Source organism: Vibrio sp. V01_P9A10T6, assembly GCF_963877065.1.
Lineage (GTDB): Bacteria > Pseudomonadota > Gammaproteobacteria > Enterobacterales > Vibrionaceae > Vibrio > Vibrio anguillarum.
Genome location: NZ_CAWNTB010000179.1, coordinates 1 through 20,307 on the forward strand (window position 1 = coordinate 1; position 20,307 = coordinate 20,307).

The window sequence follows — 20,307 nt, forward strand, 5'->3', positions numbered from 1 at the left end:
TCGATATTCACTGCGAAATGCCACACTGCCAAGATCCTGCGAACGGCGACTTCACGCAAAACGTTACGGTTTCTATGTCTTACCGTAAAATCCTGTGGGATCACGTGAACGCGGGTACTTCAGGTTCAGATGACTGGCGCAAACCAGTAGAAGCGTAAGCTTTGATTTGGGTGGCTGGCTGATGTTGCGTAAGCAAAGCCAATCCGGCCAGCCACCTTTTTTAGCCTTAAGCAAAGTACATTCAATGAGTGTGACTTGCTTAAGGCTTTGCTGTTTCTAATGTAAAGAGGATGGAAGATGGCCACGCTGAATTTTACGTTAAAGGTTGACGGGCTCGCCGACGATGCATTTGTGGTGCGAGAATACCAAGGACAAGAATCCTTATCGGAGAGTGCGCTGGCCAATGGCGAGCCTTGTTATGGGTTTCGTTACCACATTGAGCTCGCAAGCCGTCAATCTATTTTGAGTGCAGCCGAGGTCGTCGACAAAACAGCTCAGCTAACGGTTTTCCGGAATGGTAGCGTGGTGCAGCGCGTGCATGGCATCGTGCGCCAGTTCAGTAAAGGCGATATTGGTCATCATCACACCTTTTACTCACTCACTTTGGTACCTGCATTAGAGCGCTTGTCGCTGCGCCAAAATAGCCGCATCTTCCAGCTTAAAACCGTACCTGAAATTCTTTCCATTGTGCTGCAAGAGATGGGCATTGACGACTATGCCTTCTCGCTCAAACGAGAATCTGTTCAGCGCGAATTCTGCGTACAGTACCGTGAAACCGATATCCACTTTTTACACCGCTTAGCCGCCGAAGAGGGCTTGGTCTATCACCTTATTCATGAAGAAGGTAAACACACTCTCTTTTTCAGTGACGACAGTCAAAGCTTAACGAAGCTTGATACGCCGATCCCTTACAATGTGCTGTCCGGTGGTATCGCTGACACGCCTTACATTTCCAACTTAATCAGCCACACGCAATCGCAAGTGGCGGAAAGCCAATTGGCGGATTACAGCTTTAAAAAACCGACTTACGGTTTTAAGCAAAGTGCACTCGGCACCGCGATGGATTACCAGCAGACCCACTATGAACATTTTGATTTCCCGGGTCGATTTAAAGACGATGAGAGCGGTAAAGCGTTTAACCAAATTCGTTTAGAGTACCTAAGAAGGCAGGCGCGTACTGCACAAGGTCAAAGCAATGAAGCGCGTTTGCAAGCCGGAACCCTGTTTGATTTGGTCGAGCATTTAGACGACAGCGCGAACCGAGATTGGGTTGTGGTGCAAGTAAACCATCAAGGCCGGCAGCCGCAAGCATTAGAAGAGTCTGGCGGTAGCGGTGCAACAACCTACAGTAACCAATTTGCCTTGATCCCGGCCGATGTAACGTGGCGCGCAACACCACACATCAAGCCGCAAGTGGATGGCCCATGCATCGCCCACGTGGTTGGCCCCGATGGCGAAGAGATCTTCTGCGACGAGTATGGCCGAGTTAAACTGCATTTCCCATGGGACAGATATTCCAACGGCAATGAACACAGTTCATGTTGGGTGAGGGTGTCGCAAGGTTGGGCGGGTAGCCAATATGGCATGATGGCTATCCCAAGAATTGGCCATGAAGTGATTGTCGATTTTTTAAATGGTGATCCGGATCAACCTATCGTCACAGGCCGCGCTTATCACGCCACCAATAAAGCGCCCTACACACTGCCAGATAACAAAACCAAAACCGTACTGCGCAGTGAAACCCATCAAGGTGAAGGCTTTAATGAGCTGAGTTTTGAAGACCAAGCAGGGCAAGAGAAAATCTACCTGCATGCGCAAAAAGACTATGAAGCGCTAGTGCTTAATGATGCCACCACACACATCAAACACGATAAACACCTGACAGTGGATAACGACCAGTTCAGCCACATCAAAAATAACCAACACCTAACGGTCGAGGGCGAAAGCCGTCAGAAAATAGCGTTAGATCATAGCCTTGAAGTGGGTGGCTCACTGCACCAAAAAATCGGTGAAAAAACGGTTTTTGATTCAGGTAATGAAGTGCACCTTAAAGCAGGCAATAAGTTGGTATTGGATGCGGGTAATGAAATCACCATTAAAGCTGCGGGTAGTTTTATCAAAGTGGATGGCGGCGGCGTGCACCTAGTCGGGCCTGCGATCAACCTCAACTCTGGCGGCAGCGCAGGCAGCGGCTCGGGTTATAGCGGTGTTGTAGCGGCGTTGCCGAATCAAATGATTGCTGCACCGCCAGCACCAAACCCATTGCCATTACAACTATCAGCAGCAACCATGTCCACATTGTCTATTGCGAATGTGCCCATGGCAAAAATGTGTCAAAAACAAAGTGATGGGTCATGTCCTCGAGAAGATTGTCCGTGCGAACGAGGTGCCTCATGAATCAACTCAAGGTTGTTAATTATTGGTTAGTGGTTGATACCATCCGTATTCCTGATGCGATTGATGTTCTTACTCGGAATATGGCCGTTCAGCAGGCGATTGTATTATTTGCTGGTTCAGATTTTGATTACTTGAATGATCAAAGCCCATTAGTTGTTAATTTGGGTAGCGATAAGACAGCATTAGATAAATGGTTAACGCTGCCTTATTTTGATTCAAGCTCGGTTATTTTTGAGCTTGATGCGAGTCAAGATGGCTCTGCATTTAGTGAGCATTTACAGTCATTACTCCAAGTTAAGATCGACAATAAAGCCTGCTTTTTGCGTTTTTATACCAATGTCTTTTGGAATCAGGCTGCATCGCAACTTAATGACATCGATATTGAGACCCTTTTAGGTTCAGCTCAAGCCATTCATTGGGTTAATCATGCACGTCAACGGCAAACGCTTCATCATTCACCTATTCAGCCAGAGCAAAGCCAACCTGCTACTCTGACCTCTCCTATCTTTAAGCAGTGGGTATAAACATGTCCAATAATGCCTATACGATTTTAAAAAATGATTGCTTAAGTTTACTTGCTCAGCGTTTCAATATTTCTATCGATGAGCTGATCAAACTTAACAGCGAACAAATTAAAGATCCTAATCTGATTTATGAAGGTAACGTTTTAAAACTGCCGCCAGATCTAACCAAGCCAATTGAATTTGACGGTTCGCGTATTGAATTGGTTGAGCCGCCAACGGTTGTGAACGGTGGAAATGATACATGTCAACCGCCCAAGGAATACGAGGATATTTTGTATGTTCCTGCTCATCCTAAAACGGGTAAAAAAGCTTGGTATGCGCTGACTAAGCAAGCAAAAGAAAAAGTTGAGGAAGAGAGGGCGCACATGGCGCAAGCCATTGTTGAGAATGATTCAGAAGCTACGATGAAGAACCTCAATAAGTTGGGGTTGATCTCAAAGTTTGCCGCCAAAGTTCACGAACAGTTTATGACGTCAGACGATGCTGAAAAATATCAGGCACTGCTGCTTGCCAAGCTGGTGATTAAAAATGAAGCATTCAGAGTTGATGGGACCAATCCGAATGATTATCTGATCACAGTGGCTAGGCTGATTGGCGTGTCGCTGGAAGAAACTCGTGAGAAGTTATCTAATCGAGAGCAAGCAAAAAACACCCATTTATACTACGGAAAATTCGGCTCTTTATATCGGCCATCACCAGAAGGTCCTTTGTTCGAAAAAAATATTAATCAACAGTTACGGACACTGGTGATTAAAAAAATTGAAAAAGAGGTCGAAAGCCTAGAAAAAGCCGCTGAAAAAGCGGCAAAAAATCATGTTGCAGATGATGGCAGCAAGTTTATTTATGATAAAAAACTCGAATATTTTACCAGTAGCCACCAAAAGAACTTGGCATCTTGGATACAGCAAGTGCACCTAAACCGTGATAAATCAGATCAAGAATTGCTTCGCAGCAGTTATCAACAGTCTCGTGCTTATTTAAAGCAGTGGCCAACACAGTTGCAGCAAGCTCTAGAGCAAGGCTCTCGCATGTCTACGCTCGATAGTAAAGAGCAGCAAGCATTTCTTGATAAACAAAAGCTGTTTGTGTGTGCGATAAACTTAAAAAACATCAACCATTATGGCTTAGTCGTTAAAGAGCAATGTCTAACCTTAGACCAATTAGAAGGTGAGTCAGGCGTAGCTTGTGGTCCCGAAGCATTAAAAAAAGTGAAGAAATGGCGAGAATCGGGGGATGCCTTAGACATCATCAATGACAGTCAATTGATCGAGGCGTTATATAAGGAAACCGCAGGTGATCGATTAGACGCCAATCTCAATACCATTATTACAGAACGTGCGGCGTGGTCTTACTTCACGGCAAAAGCACTGATCGCGGTCGTTGACGCCACGGTTATTAAGCACAAAAAAGCACTGTCACAACTCCTTGGTACTAGCAGTTCAACACCTATTGATGAACTTTTTAGGCAATTACTTTGGGTTAAAAAAGTCGCTTTAGCTCGGTTAAATCACCTAAAATCTCTGGCTCAAAAAAAGGCAGCGCAAGGTGCTGATAGATTAGAATTTACTTTGGGCAACGCGAGCCAGATGCCGCCGGCTCTTACCTTGTTATGGGATGAAACTACATTTAAACCCAAGGAAAAGCATAAGTCAGGTTTTATCAATAAAGCCGGAACCAACGATATTCAAGCGGTGGAGTGCTGTTTGCTCTCAGATGGTCAAGTATTTTACATCCGAGGCCCACACTGGTTAATACCAGAAACTAATGAAGATCGACTGTCTGCCTTAGCGGCGGGGCACGTTCGAGTCATTACTGAAAAAATTACCTTCAATGCGCCACAATCGAATGGAAAAAACATTGTAGAAGCAGGGTCTGTGCAGGACGCACTCAACGCGCTCACCAAGCCTGAAAGTACAGTAGATTTAATGCCATTGAAAGCCAGCGCTGAGTTTGATACTGCTTTTTGGCAAGATAGCTATCATTACCAAGGCGGTATTGGTCCGAATGGTGAAACGTCTGCCTATTCTGTCGACGCAGGAGCGCAGTTGCTGCGTTTATCAACCAAGGCAGAGAAAGAACTTAATACCCCTCTAAGCAACTACCAAAATTTAATCAAAAAACGGCGTGATATCGGCGGCTCAGGGGCAATCTCGGCTCAATTCACCGCCTTGCAAGGTCAGCTCAGTTTTTCATTTTGGCTCCCGCTTGTACCAGAAAATAAAATGATGAAGGAAGAGCAGGTCGAAAAAGTGAAAGGGCATGGGGTTAACTTAATTTATATCGATAAAAACAATAAGGAAAACAAATATGAAGCCGGTGATCTGCGGGTTTGTATTGCCGGTTCAGTTTATGGTCTGGCGGCCGCTTCATGCCAATTGAGTGCTAAGTTGGCAATCGGCCCGAGTGATGTGAGTGAAGGTTTTGGCATTAAAGGTAGCACGGTAGGGCTGTTTGATCCCAATATCTATAATGGTTATGCTCTGCCCGGATCGAGCCTAGCAAGTGCGGGAGCTGCTGGTTATGCAGGGGAGGCCGCTGTTTCTGTTGATGCGTTTGCTGGAGTAGAAGCAGGGGGCACTTTAGGTGCAACGGTTTACTGGGCCCCACCTGCGGTAAAATTTGTTACGCAGAGCAATGCGCCCAAGGCACCGAAAAAATTAGGATCGATTGATGGTAAACTGTCTGGTTCATTTGGTGCGGGTTATCACGCTGAGTTTCGTTTGCTGATTCAAGGTGGAGTTATCATCTTAGTGGCTTCAGCGGGGCTGGTTGTGGGACCCGGCTGCACTGGTAAAGTGGCGATTAATCTGGATGCCAACGCAGTCGATGAGTTTATTGGCTGCTTACTTGGCGTGTTAAAACAGAGCCATTTCCGCCGCCTAGCGATTTTTGGAGATGCGGATGCCAATGGAGTCAACGATAGTTTTAACGAACTCAATAACCTAATGACCATTGGTTTAGCCTTAGGTTTACCTTTGGCGCAGGTGCTACTTATGCCTGTAACGGCGTTAGCGGGTTATAAGCAACAGGTACTGAGTAAAGAATATGCGCCGTTTTTAGCCGAACGTATAACAGATACCAAACGAAGTGCAATTATGCGCCAATGGATAGTGACATTACCTCCTGAAACGCTCTGTAATATTTTAAGCAGCTTAGCTCAAGGTCAATCCAGAGCGAAGCACGAAGCGAATCAACTTCAAGCCCAAGCGATTGTACAAATTATGCAGTGGCTATCGGCGGATAAGAGTGTTGGTGAGGAAGCGAACCAGAGACAGTGGAAGGAAACCTTGATTGCCATGGGGAAATTACCCGCAGGCAAGAAAGACCATCAGGTTGAATGGCAAACCTATCAAGCGCAGTGGCTTAATTTGGCCAGATTTGTGAAAGAATTTGGTAGCGCTGATAGGGGACGATTAATCAGGTTGTTTGATCAAGAATCTGAAAATTTATGCAAAAATATGGTGCTAACTCGTTATGATGAATCGTACCAAAGCGGTCTGTTAGTGGGAATTAAAAAGCCAACCCAGTATTATGCCTACCCGAATGATCTGGTGTTCAAGCCCGTTGTCGGTCAAAAAGTCCAAGTATGGCTAGAAACAGAGTTTCACTGTGAGCTAGTGAAAAAGAACGAAATTATTATCAATTGGAGTATTCATGAAGCTTTATCCTAATCGACTTGTCCGTCTTGCCTTGCTGCTGAGCGTTATGGTTGGGCTGGTTGCTTGCAAGCCTAATCCACAAGACGATATTGCCCTATTTCAGCCATTTATTACCGAGAATGTTAATAAAAAATCGGATGATCCTTATATCTCAAGCACCGTAAAGCCGGGAGATAAGATGTATGAAATACTAGTTAATATTCAACATGGACAATGGGATATCGCAGAGGAAGGATTATTACGTTTAATCGATGAGGGCAATCCTGATGCTATGTTATGGTACGCACGTATGTTGCTCTTGGATAACTATAAGAGACGCGAAGTTACCAACTTAATCTTTCAGTCATTAACTTTGGGTAATCCATACGCAGCCTTAGCTATTTCAAAAAATAGCCATGCTTGTGCTTATTTAGGGTCGGGTTCATTAGATAGTCAGGTTGTCCAATTGTTAGGAATTAATGATCCTAATTCAGCTCAACTTTGCACAGAAGATAATTTTACAAAAGCTATCGAGCTTTTCAAACCTCTTGCCGCACAAGGCGATTTGCGTGCTCAATATTTTTTACTAAAACAGCAACAGTTAGACCAATCGAAAGAGACTAGAGCTCAGTATATTCAAGAGGTGATTCGCTTTTCTCAAGCACATTACTACCAACCGTTAATGGACTATGTCAATACCATCTTAGTTCGCCCAGAGGGTAAAGATAAGTATGAAGCCAAAACACCAGAGCAGTATGAGTTAGCTATTAACTTATTAACAATTGCTTCAAATAACAATTACATTCCTGCATTAAAAAGACGACTAGAAGTTGATGTTGACGAAGAAATATTTAATCAACTCATGGAGAAATTGACTCGTCTAGGATCCACATTTGAGATATATGAGAATTATTTTAATAGTCGGGATGAATATGAAAAATATTATTACTCTATGCTTTTTAAACGGTTAACAGGTGATAGTAAATTGTCATCTTCTTATAAGGCGACTGATAAAGAAGAAAATATTGTCAGTGAAAAGATTGAAAAAACAATAAACACCATGACACCGATGGTATATATCGATGGCTTTACTCGCCGTGTTGACTGGGTGGATTAGTTGCTAAGGCAAATACTTTAGCTGATATAACACGGTATAAACCACCTAAACCCTTAAAGTAAAAACAACATTGCAATAAGCTTAATCAACGAATCTGATAAGGAGAAAATCAATGGCAAATGGTGCATTAGTAGGAGATATCGGATCCGATCATGATGGTTTTCCTCCTACGCCGATCACCGCTGGGTCACCGACGGTAAAAATTGATGGCAAAGCGGTGGCAAGGCAGGGCGACCCGTTAGAGCCTCATGATAAGCCGAACAACCCAAGCCACCCGCGAGCAATTAAAGGGGGCTCGGGTAGCGTTATGATTGATGGCAAGCCCGCCGCTCGAGTCGGCGATGCCGTTGACTGCGGTGGCGTAATTATTGGTGGCTCATCGGTCAATATCGGTTAAGGTTGTAACCCATTTAATCAATAAAGCGGCGCTTCAAACCTTGAGTGCCGCTTTATTGTTTTAAGCGCAGCAGCTTTAGCAACAGTGAGCCAGCGTTATCCCTCTTTATGAAAAGAAATTCTACGGCCAGAAACGGAGCGAACAATGATCCGCCATATCTTATTAATCAAATTCAAACCACAAGCTCAGCCTGCCAACATCCAACAGCTCAAGTCGCTGTTTGAAGCCATGCCAGAGAAAGTCGAGGGGGTCGCTGCTGTTGAGTGGGGCGTGAACGACAGCCCTGAAGGCAAAAACCAAGGTTATACCCACAGCGTTTTAATGACATTTAGCGATGAGCAAGGGCGCCAAAATTACCTACCTCATCCAGAGCATAACGCGCTAAAGGATGTCTTTCGTCCTTTGCTCGAAGAGATCATCGTTTTCGATTATTCGATTTAGTTACAAGTCGGTAATCCTAGAGGCGCTCACCCCATGTTGGGTAGGATGGACTCTAGATTCTTTAGCTTGTTTGGCTTGAGTGTTAGTTAAAGGTACCACTCTTTTTGCCATGATGTACCACCAGAACAGTCGATATTTAGCCGTTGGTACATTCGATGGTACATTAGTCACAAGAGACTATGAATGCTGAATAATTTGGTACGTATTGATTTAATTGGCTTTGTAGGTTTTGACGGATGTTATCGGAGAGAAAGTGGTGGCCCCTCCCAGACTTGAACTGGGGACCAATCGATTATGAGTCGACTGCTCTAACCACTGAGCTAAGGGGCCAAATTAGGTGTGTGATTATAGGGGATGGAGTTATGAGTGTCTACCCGCAAAATAGGGTAAATGCGCTTAGTTTTTATCCACTTAAACCATGAGATACAAAAAAGGTGAGCTTGTGCTCACCTTTTAGATTGGATAGGTTGCGATTACTCGTCTAGGAAGCTGCGCAATGTTTCAGAGCGGCTTGGGTGACGCAGTTTACGCAGTGCTTTCGCTTCAATTTGGCGGATACGCTCACGCGTTACGTCAAACTGCTTACCAACTTCTTCTAGCGTGTGGTCTGTATTCATATCAATACCGAAACGCATACGCAGTACTTTCGCTTCACGAGGGGTTAGGCCAGCAAGAACGTCACGAGTCGCTGCTCTTAGGCTGGTGGCCGTAGCAGAATCAAGTGGTAGTTCAAGGGTTGTATCCTCGATAAAGTCACCAAGATGCGAATCTTCGTCGTCACCGATAGGTGTCTCCATCGAGATTGGTTCTTTAGCAATTTTCAGTACTTTACGAATTTTATCTTCTGGCATTTGCATGCGTTCTGCCAATTCTTCTGGCAGAGGCTCGCGGCCCATCTCTTGCAGCATCTGACGTGAGATTCGATTCAGTTTGTTGATCGTTTCGATCATGTGCACTGGAATACGAATAGTACGTGCTTGGTCTGCAATTGAACGTGTGATAGCTTGGCGAATCCACCAAGTGGCGTAAGTTGAGAACTTATAACCACGGCGGTATTCAAACTTATCTACCGCTTTCATCAGGCCGATATTACCTTCTTGGATAAGATCCAAGAACTGCAGGCCACGGTTGGTGTATTTCTTCGCGATAGAAATAACCAGACGCAAGTTTGCTTCAACCATCTCTTTTTTCGCTCGACGAGCTTTCGCTTCACCGATAGACATGCGACGGCTGATGTCTTTAATGTTTTGTACATTCAAAGACGTTTCTTCTTCGATCATTTTCAATTTATGAATTGAACGACGAATGTCTTCTTCTTGCTGTCTGATTTTTTCTGCATAAGGTTTTTCTGAAGCGAGTACTTCATCTAACCATGCATCGCTTGATTCATTGCCAGTGAATAAGGCAATGAATGATTTCTTAGGCATTTTACCGTATTCGACCGCAGCTCTCATGATCAGACGTTCTTGAGTACGAACACGATCCATAGAGGTGCGAAGCTTGTTGACTAGGTAGTCAAATTGCTTTGGCGTGAGTCGGAATTCACGGAAAATATCCAACATCAACTCGGTGGCTTGGGCGGCTTTATTGCTGTCATAGCCATGCTCATTTTTCGCGAGTTGAAGATTTTGATACTTGTTGCGTAGTTCGGTGAATTTTTCTAGCGCAAGCTCAGGGTCGATTCCTGCATCTTCTTCAGAGTCAGTATCTTCGCTGTCGTCATCGTCGTCATCATCGAGGTCGTCTTCATCAGCAAGGTCAGCACTAGCAAGCTCTGAACCGATATGGGTCGCTGTTGGGGCGTTCGTTGCATCTGAGTCAGGATCAACAAAACCTGAGATCAGGTCTGTTAAACGAAGTTCTTCAGCAAGAACTTTGTCAAATTGCTCTAAGATGTATGGAATGGTGCCTGGATATTCAGCCACTGCGCGTTGAACTTGGTTAATACCATCTTCAATACGCTTAGCGATATCAATTTCACCTTCGCGAGTCAGCAGTTCTACGGTACCCATTTCGCGCATATACATGCGCACAGGGTCGGTAGTACGACCAATTTCGCTTTCTACACTGGATAATGCAGCGGCTGCAGCTTCGGCAGCATCCTCATCGGTGATTGCGTTGTCATCATTTAGAGCAAGATCATCGGCATCAGGGGCAGTTTCTACCACCTTAATGCCCATGTCATTGATCATCTGAATGATATCTTCTACCTGCTCGGAATCTACGATTTCTGCTGGTAGGTGGTCATTTACTTCGGCGTAGGTCAGATAGCCTTGCTCTTTGCCTTTAATGACAAGTAGTTTTAGCTGTGACTGCGGATTTTGATCCATAGACGGTATCCAACTTCATATCTGGTGAAGGAATTAGTATGCGAAATGCAAACCACATATACTAACAAATTTATTCATTGCTGACTATTTAAACTGGGTTACGCTTTCAAGTCTTTCATTAAGTCTTGAAGCTCCCGTCTCTCTTCGGCTGATAAACCGACGCTTCTTTCTTTTGCCTGCAGGTTTTCAATTTGCTTTTCGATGCATTGAGCCAATATTTTGTCCAATGAATCTAAAAATAGTTCTTCTTGGTTGTCTTCAACAAGTGGAATTTCCCAACTTGCGAGGCGAGACAGAAGGGTCTCGTTTTTATTACCGCGCCAGTGTTCAAGCAATTGGCCTGTAGTAATATTGGGGTACGCTTGACAATTCTCAAGTACCTCAATTAATAAACTTAAACCGGGTATGGGCAAGGATTGAACGCTGGAAATATCAGGCACCATTTCAGCATAGCTTGGATTTTGAATAAGCAAAGCGATCACTTCACGCATCGGTGTGCGCTTCAACTCTTTGTGCGGTTGAGGGCGCATGTCTTTGCCACTTGGCAAACTGGGTTTTTTATAAATCCCTGTCTTTTGCCCAAGAATTTTAAGTAGCTGTGCCTGCAAAGATTCATCGGGTACTTTGTTGATGAATGGCATCGCTAGTGCCTCTAATGCGGCTTTTCCTTCATCGTTTCCTACATCAACTTGGGTAAGTAAATTGGAAAATAAATATTTAGATAGAGGAACAGCATTGGATACTTGCTGTTCGAAAGCGGCCTTACCATGTTGACGTATGTAGCTGTCGGGATCTTCACCATCGGGAAGAAATAAAAATTTCAGTACATTGCCACTGCGCAGATAGCTGAGGGCATTTTCAAGTGCGCGCCAAGCGGCATCTCGCCCAGCCCTGTCGCCATCGTAGCAGCAAACCACGGTATTGGTTTGGCGGAACAGCGTCTGCAAGTGCTCACCAGTTGTTGAGGTGCCTAACGAAGCAACAGCATAATTAACATCGTATTGAGCTAACGCCACAACATCCATATAACCCTCAACTACAATTAAGTGTTTTGGATCTTTATCGTATTCTAAAGCTTCATAGAGTCCATATAACTCCTTGCTTTTTTTGAATATGTCAGTTTCGGGGGAGTTAAGGTATTTTGGTGTACTATCGTCGAGTACTCTACCACCAAAGCCTATGATCTTTCCTCTGTTTACCTTATGCCCACGGATGGGAAACATAACCCGGTTTCGGAAACGATCATATGATCTGTTGTTATCAGACTGGATAAGCATTCCGGCCTCGACTAGCGTCTGTACTTTGTCTTGGTCTTGACCAAAGTGCTTCTTAACGGTATCCCAACCTTCGGGTACGAAACCAATACCAAATTTGGCTACGATTTCTCCGCTAAGACCTCTTTGCTTTAAGTATTTGATCGCCTCGATACCGGTATCCTTGCGGAGTTCGGTTTTGTATAGTCGAGATATAGATTCCATTAAATCATAAAGCTCTATCTTCTGAGCTTTTGTTTTGCTGGGAGTAGATGAACCATAAGAGCTTTTCTCTCGAGGGACCTCTAAGCCCAATTGAGCTGCGAGTTCTTCAATCGCTTCAACAAATTCAAGGCGGTCGAATTCCATCAAAAAATCGATTGCATTACCATGCACGCCACAACCAAAGCAGTGATAGAACTGTTTTTCTTGGCTTACACTAAATGAGGGCGTTTTTTCATTATGGAATGGGCAGCAAGCACCGTAGTTCTTACCTTTTTTCTTAAGTTTCACACGTGCGTCTATGATGTCGACAATATCAAGTCGAGCAAGGAGATCATCAATAAAACTGCGAGGGATGTGTCCTGCCATAAAACCTAAAAGAAAAGATTAAAACGAGTGATTAGATACAAACAAGCCGTGCGCTCCAGAGGATAGCACGGCTTGATGCAATTTGATGCGGGCATTTAAGCGAGTTTAGTTCGAACTAATCCGCTGACTTTACCCATATCTGCACGCCCTTGAATTTGCGGTTTCAAGACAGCCATCACTTTCCCCATGTCTTGCATGCCAGCAGCAGCGGACTGGGTGATCGCATCATCAATTAATGCGCTCACTTCATCATCGCTCAACGGCTGAGGCATAAATGCCTCAAGGATAGTGATTTCTGCTTGCTCTGCATCTGCGAGATCTTGACGATTGGCAGCTTCATATTGAGCGACAGAGTCGCGACGTTGTTTAACCATTTTTACCATCACAGCAAGAATATCGTCGTCGTTCAGAGTGATCTGCTCGTCGACTTCTCGTTGTTTGATCGCGGATAAGGCTAAACGAATAGTGCCAAGGCGTACTTTATCCTTGGCTTTCATCGCTAATTTTTGCTCTTCTTTGAGGATATCAATTAGAGCCATAACTCTCGTTCCTTAATGGAAAAAGGTTATTAGTACAGGCGAACGCGACGTGCGTTTTCGCGAGCTAGCTTCTTAGCGTGACGCTTTTGAGCTGCTGCTTTAGCGCGTTTGCGAACGGTAGTTGGTTTTTCATAGTGCTCACGACGACGCACTTCAGAAAGGATACCTGCTTTTTCGCAAGAGCGCTTGAAACGACGTAATGCAACATCGAACGGTTCGTTTTCACGTACTTTAACTATTGGCATATGCCTTTCACCTCAGGGGTTATTCGTTAACGCTGATATTTTGAGGCTTAAACCACAAGATTTCTTGTCTGTTTGCTCGGTTATCAGCTTGATCAAAAATGGTGCGGAATTTTAATCCGATCGCAATAGCTTTGTAAAGCACTTTGTCGATTATAGTCTGTACAAAATTTGTTTACGGAGCCAAGGCGGGGTAACATGGCGGCCATTTCCAATTGTTGATGAAAGCGTGCTGAGAAAATTATGCGCATTATTGGTATTGAAACCTCGTGTGACGAGACTGGCATCGCCATTTATGACGAAGAGAAAGGCTTACTTTCTCATCAATTGTACAGCCAAGTAAAACTGCACGCCGATTACGGCGGTGTGGTGCCGGAGCTTGCTTCTAGAGACCATGTTAAAAAGACCATTCCACTGATAAAAGCAGCGATGGCTGAAGCGAATTTGACGCCAGCGGATATTGATGGCGTGGCTTACACCGCAGGTCCTGGTTTAGTGGGTGCGCTGCTTGTTGGCGCGACGATTGGCCGTAGTTTGGCTTATGCGTGGAATGTGCCAGCGGTGCCTGTTCACCATATGGAAGGGCACCTTTTAGCTCCGATGCTTGAAGATAATCCGCCTCCGTTTCCGTTTGTGGCCGTACTGGTTTCCGGTGGTCATTCCATGATGGTAGAGGTGCAAGGGATTGGTGAATATAAGATCCTCGGAGAGTCTATTGATGACGCGGCCGGTGAGGCGTTTGATAAAACCGCGAAGCTGATGGGGCTTGATTATCCCGGGGGGCCATTGTTGGCTCGTTTGGCTGAAAAAGGAACGCCAGGGCGTTTTAAGTTTCCGCGTCCGATGACGGATCGACCAGGGTTAGACATGAGTTTCTCTGGTTTAAAAACATTTACAGCCAATACGATTGCAGCTAATGAGAATGATGATCAGACCCGAGCGGATATTGCGTATGCCTTTCAAGAGGCGGTGTGTGGCACTTTAGTGATTAAGTGCAAACGCGCCCTTGAGCAAACGGGCATGAAACGCATTGTTATTGCCGGTGGCGTGAGTGCCAATAAGCAGTTACGTGTAGAGCTTGGCGCACTGGCGAAAAAAATCGGTGGTGAAGTGTATTATCCGCGTACTGAGTTTTGTACCGACAACGGTGCAATGATTGCTTATGCGGGTATGCAGCGTTTAAAAAATGGTGAAACAGTCGATTTAGCGGTGCAGGCAACACCTCGCTGGCCGATTGATCAACTTAAACCCATTATTTAGCGGGTGTCGCAACGGTCTCTTTTTAGAGGCCGTTTTGTTCTTTGGTACTTCCGTTTCTGTGGTGTTCTGTATTTATTTTAATTAGCCATTGCTTAAATTCTGCTCTGAGCTGTTATCGCTCATATCAATGCTACAATGCCAACCTACTTTACTAATATTGGATTCACAATGAAGACATTTGTTATTGATGATTGCCAGATGCGCTATTTGGATCAAGGGCAAGGTGAAGTGCTTGTTTTCGGTCACAGTTATCTGTGGGACAGCGCAATGTGGGCACCTCAGGTGGAAGCGTTGAGTCAACACTACCGCTGTATCGTGCCTGATTTATGGGCACATGGTCAGTCAGATTTTGCACCGTCATCCATGAACACACTGAAAGATTATGCTCAGCATATTTTGGCTTTGATGGACCACTTATCGATTGAGCAGTTTTCTATCATTGGTCTTTCTGTAGGTGGAATGTGGGGGGCTGAGTTAGCCGTTCTTGCGTCTGCGCGCGTGAAATCATTAGTGATGATGGATACCTTTGTTGGTCTAGAGCCTGAAGTCAGCCATGCAAAATATTTTGCCATGCTCGATGCGATTGCGGCGATGCAGCAAGTGCCAGCACCGATTGTTGATGCAGTTGTACCGATGTTTTTTGCAAAAGATGGCGAGCAGCAATCTCCGGCATTAGTGGCTGGATTCAAGCAACATTTATCGGCGCTTACTGGTCAACAAGCGGTGGAAGTGGCTCGGTTGGGGAAAATGATCTTCGGTCGTCGTGACATGATTGAAGAGGTGGAGCAATTGAGGTTGCCAGTGCTGATTGCAGCTGGCGCTGAAGATATGCCTCGTCCGCCTCTTGAGGCTTACTTAATGAATGATGCCATTCACGGCAGTGAGTTAGAGGTTATTGCTAATGCTGGACATATCAGTAACTTAGAACAACCTGAATACGTTACCGCCATGTTGACCCGTTTCTTGAAAAAAGCGCTTAGCTAGTCTTCCCTTATTTGCGGGTCATGCTTAATCAAAAAAGGCTTCGTAAGAGGCCTTTTACTTATTCGTCATTGACGTTATTTGCAAGCGGGTTTATCCATCATCCAAGCTAGCTCAAGAACCAAGCGTTTTTTTCTCACCCACTTTCGGCTCTGTGCCAGCCAATAACCGTTTAATATTTTGGTGATGACGAAACACGATAAGGCAGCACAGCATTGCTACCGGTAAGGTATATTGCGGTTTGATCAACCAAGTGTAGAACGGAGCGAGCAGCACGGTAACCAAAGCCGCTAAGGATGAATAGCGAAATAAAAATGCAATGCTGACCCAAGTCAATATGATAAGTGCGGTGAGATCTAAACCGATCGGTGCGATTGCTCCCAGTGCTGTTGCAACACCTTTTCCGCCTTTAAAATGAAAGAAAATAGGATACATATGGCCAAGGCAAGCGGCGATGGCGACTAGGCCCAATAGAATGGGGTCAATCCCCAAATAGTAGCTGCCCCATACGGGAATAGTACCTTTGAGCATGTCACACAGCAGTACCGCGATGGCGGCTTTTTTTCCACCAATGCGTAATACGTTAGTTGCACCGGGGTTATTTGAGCCCATATTGCGAGGATCGGGCAGGCGTAATAAACGGCAGATCAACACCGCACTTGAGATCGAACCCAGTAAATAGGCAGAAATGATCATTATCAGTGCGAGTGGTGTCATAAGTACCTCTGCAGTGGAAATGCCCTAAAGCAAGTTCACAAGCCATTGTTAACCATGATGAAAAGCAAAAAAATGTTTTGGATTTCGCATCTCGACTCAGTTTGGGTATATGATATCGCGATTAGGCAAAATAGTACGATTTTTTACGTAATTAGGGTATCCGACCTCTAGAGGAAGAGACGCAAAAATGGACAAAGTCTTTATTGAGCAGCTGACGGTGATCACCACCATTGGTGTGTATGATTGGGAACAAGAGATCAAGCAGAAGTTGGTGCTCGACATCGAAATGGCGCACGACAATCAACCCGCAGGTAAAAGTGATGATGTGAGCGATGCATTAGACTACGCACAAGTGAGTCAAGCGGTGATCGCACATATTGAAAATGGTCGCTTTTTATTGGTAGAGCGTGTTGCAGAAGAAGTAGCAGAGCTTCTGATGCAGCGTTTTTCCGTTCCTTGGGTTAAAATTCGCTTAGCAAAGCCCGGCGCGGTAGCACAGGCATCCAGTGTTGGCGTTATCATTGAACGAGGCCATGCATGACGACGGTCTATGTTGGCGTCGGTTCTAATATTGAAAGACGCAAACATATCGAAGCGGCCATCGAGGAATTGTCGACCATCGGAAATCATCTACAGATCTCGACCATTTACGAATGTGCATCGGTTGGGTTCAATAGTGCGGCCTTTTATAATTTAGTCGTTGCGCTGGAAACAAGGCTTTCGTTGAGTGATTTCGTGGCGCAACTTCGAGCGATTGAATTTCGATGGGGGCGCGACCCGCAGGCGAAAAAATTTCAAGATCGCACCTTAGATCTCGATATCATCTTGTTTGGTGAAGAAATTTCAGCGCAAGATCCTGAACTGCCACGCAGTGATATCTTTAAATATCCATTTGTCATACAACCACTTTACGATTTGTCACCGGAACGGATCGTTCCCAATGATGGCCGTAGTGTGCGTCAAATATGGCAACAGGCGATCAACTTAGAATCGCTCACCCCTGTCAAACTTTGGTTTGACATTAATTAATAAGAGTCAGTAATGAGTTATTTAGAAGCGTTTTTTTTGGCTTTGATTCAAGGCTTAACCGAATTTTTACCTATCTCCAGCTCCGCACATTTAATTTTGCCTTCAGCCATTTTAGGCTGGGAAGATCAAGGTCTTGCCTTTGATGTGGCGGTGCATGTCGGCACATTAGCTGCTGTGGTTATCTATTTTAGGAAAGAAGTCGTGACTTTACTGCGCGCTTTTCTTTCCTCGATTTTTAAAGGCGAGCGCAGTAAAGAATCGAAACTGGCATGGATGATCGTACTAGCAACCATTCCTGCCTGTATTTTCGGCTTTTTTATGAAAGATATTGTTGAACTCTACCTACGCAGTGCTTGGGTGATAGCAACCACCACTATTATTTTTGGTCTATTACTGTGGTATGTCGATAAAAACGCTCCATTAGCGGATGATGAATACCAAGCCGATTGGAAAAAATCGCTGATGATTGGTTTGGCACAAGCAGTTGCGGTGATCCCCGGTACCTCTCGCTCAGGAGCGACCATCACTGCGGCGTTGTATCTTGGTTTTACTCGTGAAGCGGCCGCGCGTTTTTCTTTCTTGATGTCGATTCCTATCATTGTTTTGGCGGGTGGCTATTTAGGGTTAAAGCTGGTGACCAGTGGCGAACCTGTGCATTTTGGTTTCTTAATGACGGGTATCCTGACCTCCTTTATCAGTGCTTATATTTGTATCCATTTCTTCTTAAAACTGATTTCTAAAATGGGTATGACTCCGTTTGTCATTTACCGTTTAATTCTGGGTGGCGGCTTATTTGCGTTCCTAATGATGAGTTAAATAAAGGCTTGTGGTATAAATAGCCATCATTTTCGTGCTGTGTTAGAGCGTCACTTTTTTTAAACAGCACGCTTTGTTTATCGTTTACGTTCTCTTTCATAGTGAACGTTTTGAATGGTTATAGATGTGATGCGACTTTTTGCGGTGACATTGGCGTTATTATTCGGTTTATTACAGTACGATTTGTGGCTCGGTAAAAATGGCATTGCTGATTATCGAACCATTGTCGATGAAATTGACGTGCAGCAACAAGTAAACGAAAACCTAACGCTACGAAATTCGGAAATGTTCGTCGAAATTGATGATTTACGACAAGGATTGGACGCGATTGAAGAGCGAGCGCGTCATGAATTAGGAATGATAAAAGCAGGTGAAACTTTCTATCGATTGGTCGGTGAGGATAGTCAATAAATGCCGCACAGTACGCTTTCTCTTACCGCGATTGTACCGGCTGCTGGTGTTGGCAGCCGAATGCAAGCGGATCGTCCGAAACAGTATTTAACCATACACAACAAAACCGTTCTCGAACACACAATAGCGACGCTGCTCGCGCACCCTAATATTGATCGCGTTGTTGTCGCCGTCAGTGACGATGATCCTTACTATTTTGCTCTGCCATTAGCCACTAACCCAAATGTTATTCGCGTCAGCGGTGGTCAAGAGCGAGCCGACTCGGTGCTCTCTGCGCTGCAATATGTTTTAGCTAATTCCCTAGGTGAATGGGTTCTCGTGCATGATGCAGCGCGGCCTTGTCTTACTTTTGCAGATATTGACCGATTGATTACGACGGCTAAAGAGCATCCGGTAGGTGCGATTTTAGCTGCACCCGTTCGAGACACAATGAAGCGTGCTGATGGCGAAAACAACATTGATCATACCGTTGATCGCGTTGCATTATGGCACGCACTCACCCCCCAGATGTTTAGAGCCAAGCCGCTTTTTGAGGCTTTGTCGGACGCGTTAGATCAGCAAGTCATCATCACCGATGAAGCATCCGCAATGGAGTGGCAAGGGTTACATCCAGCGTTGGTCGCTGGGCGGGCGGATAATCTAAAAATTACGCAACCCGAAGATCTCGCTTTAGCTGAGTTTTATTTAGGTCGTACTTCTTCACTAGCCGCAATAGGAAATAACCATGATTAGAATTGGCCACGGTTTTGATGTTCATAAATTTGGCGGTGAAGGTCCAGTCATCATTGGGGGAATTGCCGTTCCTTATGAGCAAGGCTTAATTGCTCATTCCGATGGTGATGTCGCCTTGCATGCTTTAAGTGATGCGTTGCTTGGCGCGATTGCCGCAGGTGATATTGGCCGCCATTTCCCCGATACCGATGATAAATGGAAAGGGGCAGATAGCCGTGAATTATTGAAAGATGTCTATCGCCGTGTGAAAGCGCAAGGCTACCGTTTAGGAAATGCCGACGTCACCATTATCGCGCAAGCGCCGAAGATGGCGCCGTATATTGAAGCGATGTGCGCTGCCATTGCGCAAGATCTTGAAACGACGCTAGATAATATTAACGTCAAAGCAACCACAACCGAGCGCCTTGGTTTCACTGGGCGCAAAGAAGGTATTGCTTGCGAAGCGGTTGTCTTATTGATCAAATGTACTACAGATTAAATGCACGGTTGATCAAAGCATAATATTGCCTTAATAAAACGACCCAACAAATTGAAGAGGTAATGGTAATTCACTTACCTCTCCTTCTATGTAAAAACACGTTATTGATGGACTACCGCCAACGAATGGCACGCTCAGTAACGCGCAATAGCGGCTCATGCGTCGCTGTTTTTATTATTACCGCCAACTCGCGTCAGCGACGGATGAAAACATGTCAGATATATTATCTTCATTGGCTTACCTTTGTGGTAAACCAGCCGCTAAAGCCAAAATAAAAGCCAAGCCAGAGCACTTTAAAGTGATTGAAGACTTAGGATTCGAACTGGCAGGAAGTGGTGAACACTTAATGGTTCATATTCGTAAAACTGGTGAAAATACCAGTTTTGTGGTCAATGAACTGGCTAAAGCATGTGG

General features: G+C 44.9%; 19 protein-coding genes, 1 tRNA gene and 2 pseudogenes. 16 read left to right on the forward strand and 6 right to left on the reverse strand.

Features of this window, described 5'->3' with window-relative positions; all coding sequences use genetic code 11:
• The 7 genes and pseudogenes from AACQ21_RS13400 to AACQ21_RS13430 all read left to right on the forward strand — a co-directional run.
• Window positions 1-158: pseudogene (locus AACQ21_RS13400) on the forward strand (type VI secretion system tube protein Hcp); the annotation flags it as partial.
• A 139-nt stretch (window positions 159-297) separates the two neighbouring features.
• Window positions 298-2,397, forward strand: coding sequence for a type VI secretion system Vgr family protein (locus tag AACQ21_RS13405; protein ID WP_105977293.1), 2,100 nt, complete (start codon window positions 298-300; stop codon window positions 2,395-2,397).
• On the forward strand, window positions 2,394-2,921 hold the full coding sequence (locus AACQ21_RS13410) for a DUF4123 domain-containing protein (protein ID WP_105977294.1): 528 nt from the start codon (window positions 2,394-2,396) through the stop codon (window positions 2,919-2,921). Before AACQ21_RS13405 ends, AACQ21_RS13410 begins: the two co-directional genes overlap by 4 nt.
• 2 nt (window positions 2,922-2,923) lie before the next feature.
• Window positions 2,924-6,592, forward strand: a complete 3,669-nt coding sequence (locus AACQ21_RS13415; RefSeq protein WP_105977295.1) for a LysM peptidoglycan-binding domain-containing protein — start codon at window positions 2,924-2,926, stop codon at window positions 6,590-6,592.
• Window positions 6,576-7,676, forward strand: a complete 1,101-nt coding sequence (locus AACQ21_RS13420; protein ID WP_105977296.1) for a tryptophanase — start codon at window positions 6,576-6,578, stop codon at window positions 7,674-7,676. The genes AACQ21_RS13415 and AACQ21_RS13420 overlap by 17 nt, the downstream gene beginning before the upstream one ends.
• A gap of 112 nt (window positions 7,677-7,788) precedes the next feature.
• Window positions 7,789-8,073 (forward strand): type VI secretion system PAAR protein, encoded by a 285-nt coding sequence (locus tag AACQ21_RS13425; RefSeq protein WP_017043423.1) that lies wholly within the window; start codon window positions 7,789-7,791, stop codon window positions 8,071-8,073.
• Between the two features lie 144 nt (window positions 8,074-8,217).
• Window positions 8,218-8,514 carry a Dabb family protein gene (locus AACQ21_RS13430; protein ID WP_017047521.1) on the forward strand — a complete coding sequence of 99 codons (297 nt, stop codon included), beginning with the start codon at window positions 8,218-8,220 and terminating at the stop codon, window positions 8,512-8,514.
• 254 nt (window positions 8,515-8,768) lie between these two features.
• On the opposite strand, the gene AACQ21_RS13435 is transcribed toward AACQ21_RS13430, so the two are convergent.
• The 5 genes from AACQ21_RS13435 to rpsU all read right to left on the reverse strand — a co-directional run bounded on the left by AACQ21_RS13435 (window position 8,769) and on the right by rpsU (window position 13,472).
• A tRNA-Ile gene (locus tag AACQ21_RS13435) sits at window positions 8,769-8,844 on the reverse strand.
• A 143-nt stretch (window positions 8,845-8,987) separates the two neighbouring features.
• Window positions 8,988-10,844 carry an RNA polymerase sigma factor RpoD gene (gene rpoD / locus AACQ21_RS13440; RefSeq protein ID WP_013857727.1) on the reverse strand — a complete coding sequence of 619 codons (1,857 nt, stop codon included), beginning with the start codon at window positions 10,842-10,844 and terminating at the stop codon, window positions 8,988-8,990.
• 98 nt (window positions 10,845-10,942) lie between these two features.
• On the reverse strand, window positions 10,943-12,688 hold the full coding sequence (dnaG, locus tag AACQ21_RS13445) for a DNA primase (protein ID WP_105977297.1): 1,746 nt from the start codon (window positions 12,686-12,688) through the stop codon (window positions 10,943-10,945).
• 95 nt (window positions 12,689-12,783) lie between these two features.
• Window positions 12,784-13,227, reverse strand: a complete 444-nt coding sequence (locus AACQ21_RS13450; RefSeq protein ID WP_010318215.1) for a GatB/YqeY domain-containing protein — start codon at window positions 13,225-13,227, stop codon at window positions 12,784-12,786.
• Window positions 13,228-13,256: 29 nt separating this feature from the next.
• Window positions 13,257-13,472: a 30S ribosomal protein S21 gene (gene rpsU, locus AACQ21_RS13455; protein WP_004396009.1), complete on the reverse strand. Its 216-nt coding sequence runs from the start codon at window positions 13,470-13,472 to the stop codon at window positions 13,257-13,259.
• A 240-nt stretch (window positions 13,473-13,712) separates the two neighbouring features.
• On the opposite strand from rpsU, the gene tsaD reads away from it, so the two are divergent.
• Entirely contained in the window at window positions 13,713-14,729 is a 1,017-nt protein-coding gene (gene tsaD, locus AACQ21_RS13460; protein WP_105977298.1) for a tRNA (adenosine(37)-N6)-threonylcarbamoyltransferase complex transferase subunit TsaD, read from the forward strand.
• Window positions 14,730-14,864: 135 nt separating this feature from the next.
• Window positions 14,865-15,713 carry an alpha/beta fold hydrolase gene (locus tag AACQ21_RS13465; RefSeq protein ID WP_105977299.1) on the forward strand — a complete coding sequence of 283 codons (849 nt, stop codon included), beginning with the start codon at window positions 14,865-14,867 and terminating at the stop codon, window positions 15,711-15,713.
• A gap of 111 nt (window positions 15,714-15,824) precedes the next feature.
• Here the strand turns inward: AACQ21_RS13465 and plsY are convergent, their stop codons facing one another.
• Window positions 15,825-16,427 (reverse strand): glycerol-3-phosphate 1-O-acyltransferase PlsY, encoded by a 603-nt coding sequence (plsY, locus tag AACQ21_RS13470; protein ID WP_105977300.1) that lies wholly within the window; start codon window positions 16,425-16,427, stop codon window positions 15,825-15,827.
• 187 nt (window positions 16,428-16,614) lie between these two features.
• Between plsY and folB the strand changes: the two genes are divergently transcribed.
• From folB to AACQ21_RS13505, 7 genes and pseudogenes are all read left to right on the forward strand, one after another.
• Window positions 16,615-16,968 (forward strand): bifunctional dihydroneopterin aldolase/7,8-dihydroneopterin epimerase, encoded by a 354-nt coding sequence (folB, locus tag AACQ21_RS13475; RefSeq protein WP_017047526.1) that lies wholly within the window; start codon window positions 16,615-16,617, stop codon window positions 16,966-16,968.
• Complete coding sequence (folK, locus tag AACQ21_RS13480) at window positions 16,965-17,456, forward strand: 2-amino-4-hydroxy-6-hydroxymethyldihydropteridine diphosphokinase (RefSeq protein ID WP_088731684.1); 492 nt, start codon at window positions 16,965-16,967, stop codon at window positions 17,454-17,456. The genes folB and folK overlap by 4 nt, the downstream gene beginning before the upstream one ends.
• 12 nt (window positions 17,457-17,468) lie before the next feature.
• Window positions 17,469-18,272 (forward strand): undecaprenyl-diphosphate phosphatase, encoded by an 804-nt coding sequence (locus AACQ21_RS13485; RefSeq protein ID WP_105977301.1) that lies wholly within the window; start codon window positions 17,469-17,471, stop codon window positions 18,270-18,272.
• Between the two features lie 129 nt (window positions 18,273-18,401).
• Entirely contained in the window at window positions 18,402-18,683 is a 282-nt protein-coding gene (ftsB, locus tag AACQ21_RS13490; RefSeq protein ID WP_026028366.1) for a cell division protein FtsB, read from the forward strand.
• On the forward strand, window positions 18,684-19,415 hold the full coding sequence (gene ispD, locus AACQ21_RS13495) for a 2-C-methyl-D-erythritol 4-phosphate cytidylyltransferase (RefSeq protein WP_010320457.1): 732 nt from the start codon (window positions 18,684-18,686) through the stop codon (window positions 19,413-19,415). It abuts the gene before it with no gap.
• Window positions 19,408-19,893, forward strand: a complete 486-nt coding sequence (gene ispF / locus AACQ21_RS13500; RefSeq protein WP_013857718.1) for a 2-C-methyl-D-erythritol 2,4-cyclodiphosphate synthase — start codon at window positions 19,408-19,410, stop codon at window positions 19,891-19,893. The genes ispD and ispF overlap by 8 nt, the downstream gene beginning before the upstream one ends.
• A gap of 211 nt (window positions 19,894-20,104) precedes the next feature.
• Window positions 20,105-20,307: pseudogene (locus AACQ21_RS13505) on the forward strand (tRNA pseudouridine(13) synthase TruD); the annotation flags it as partial.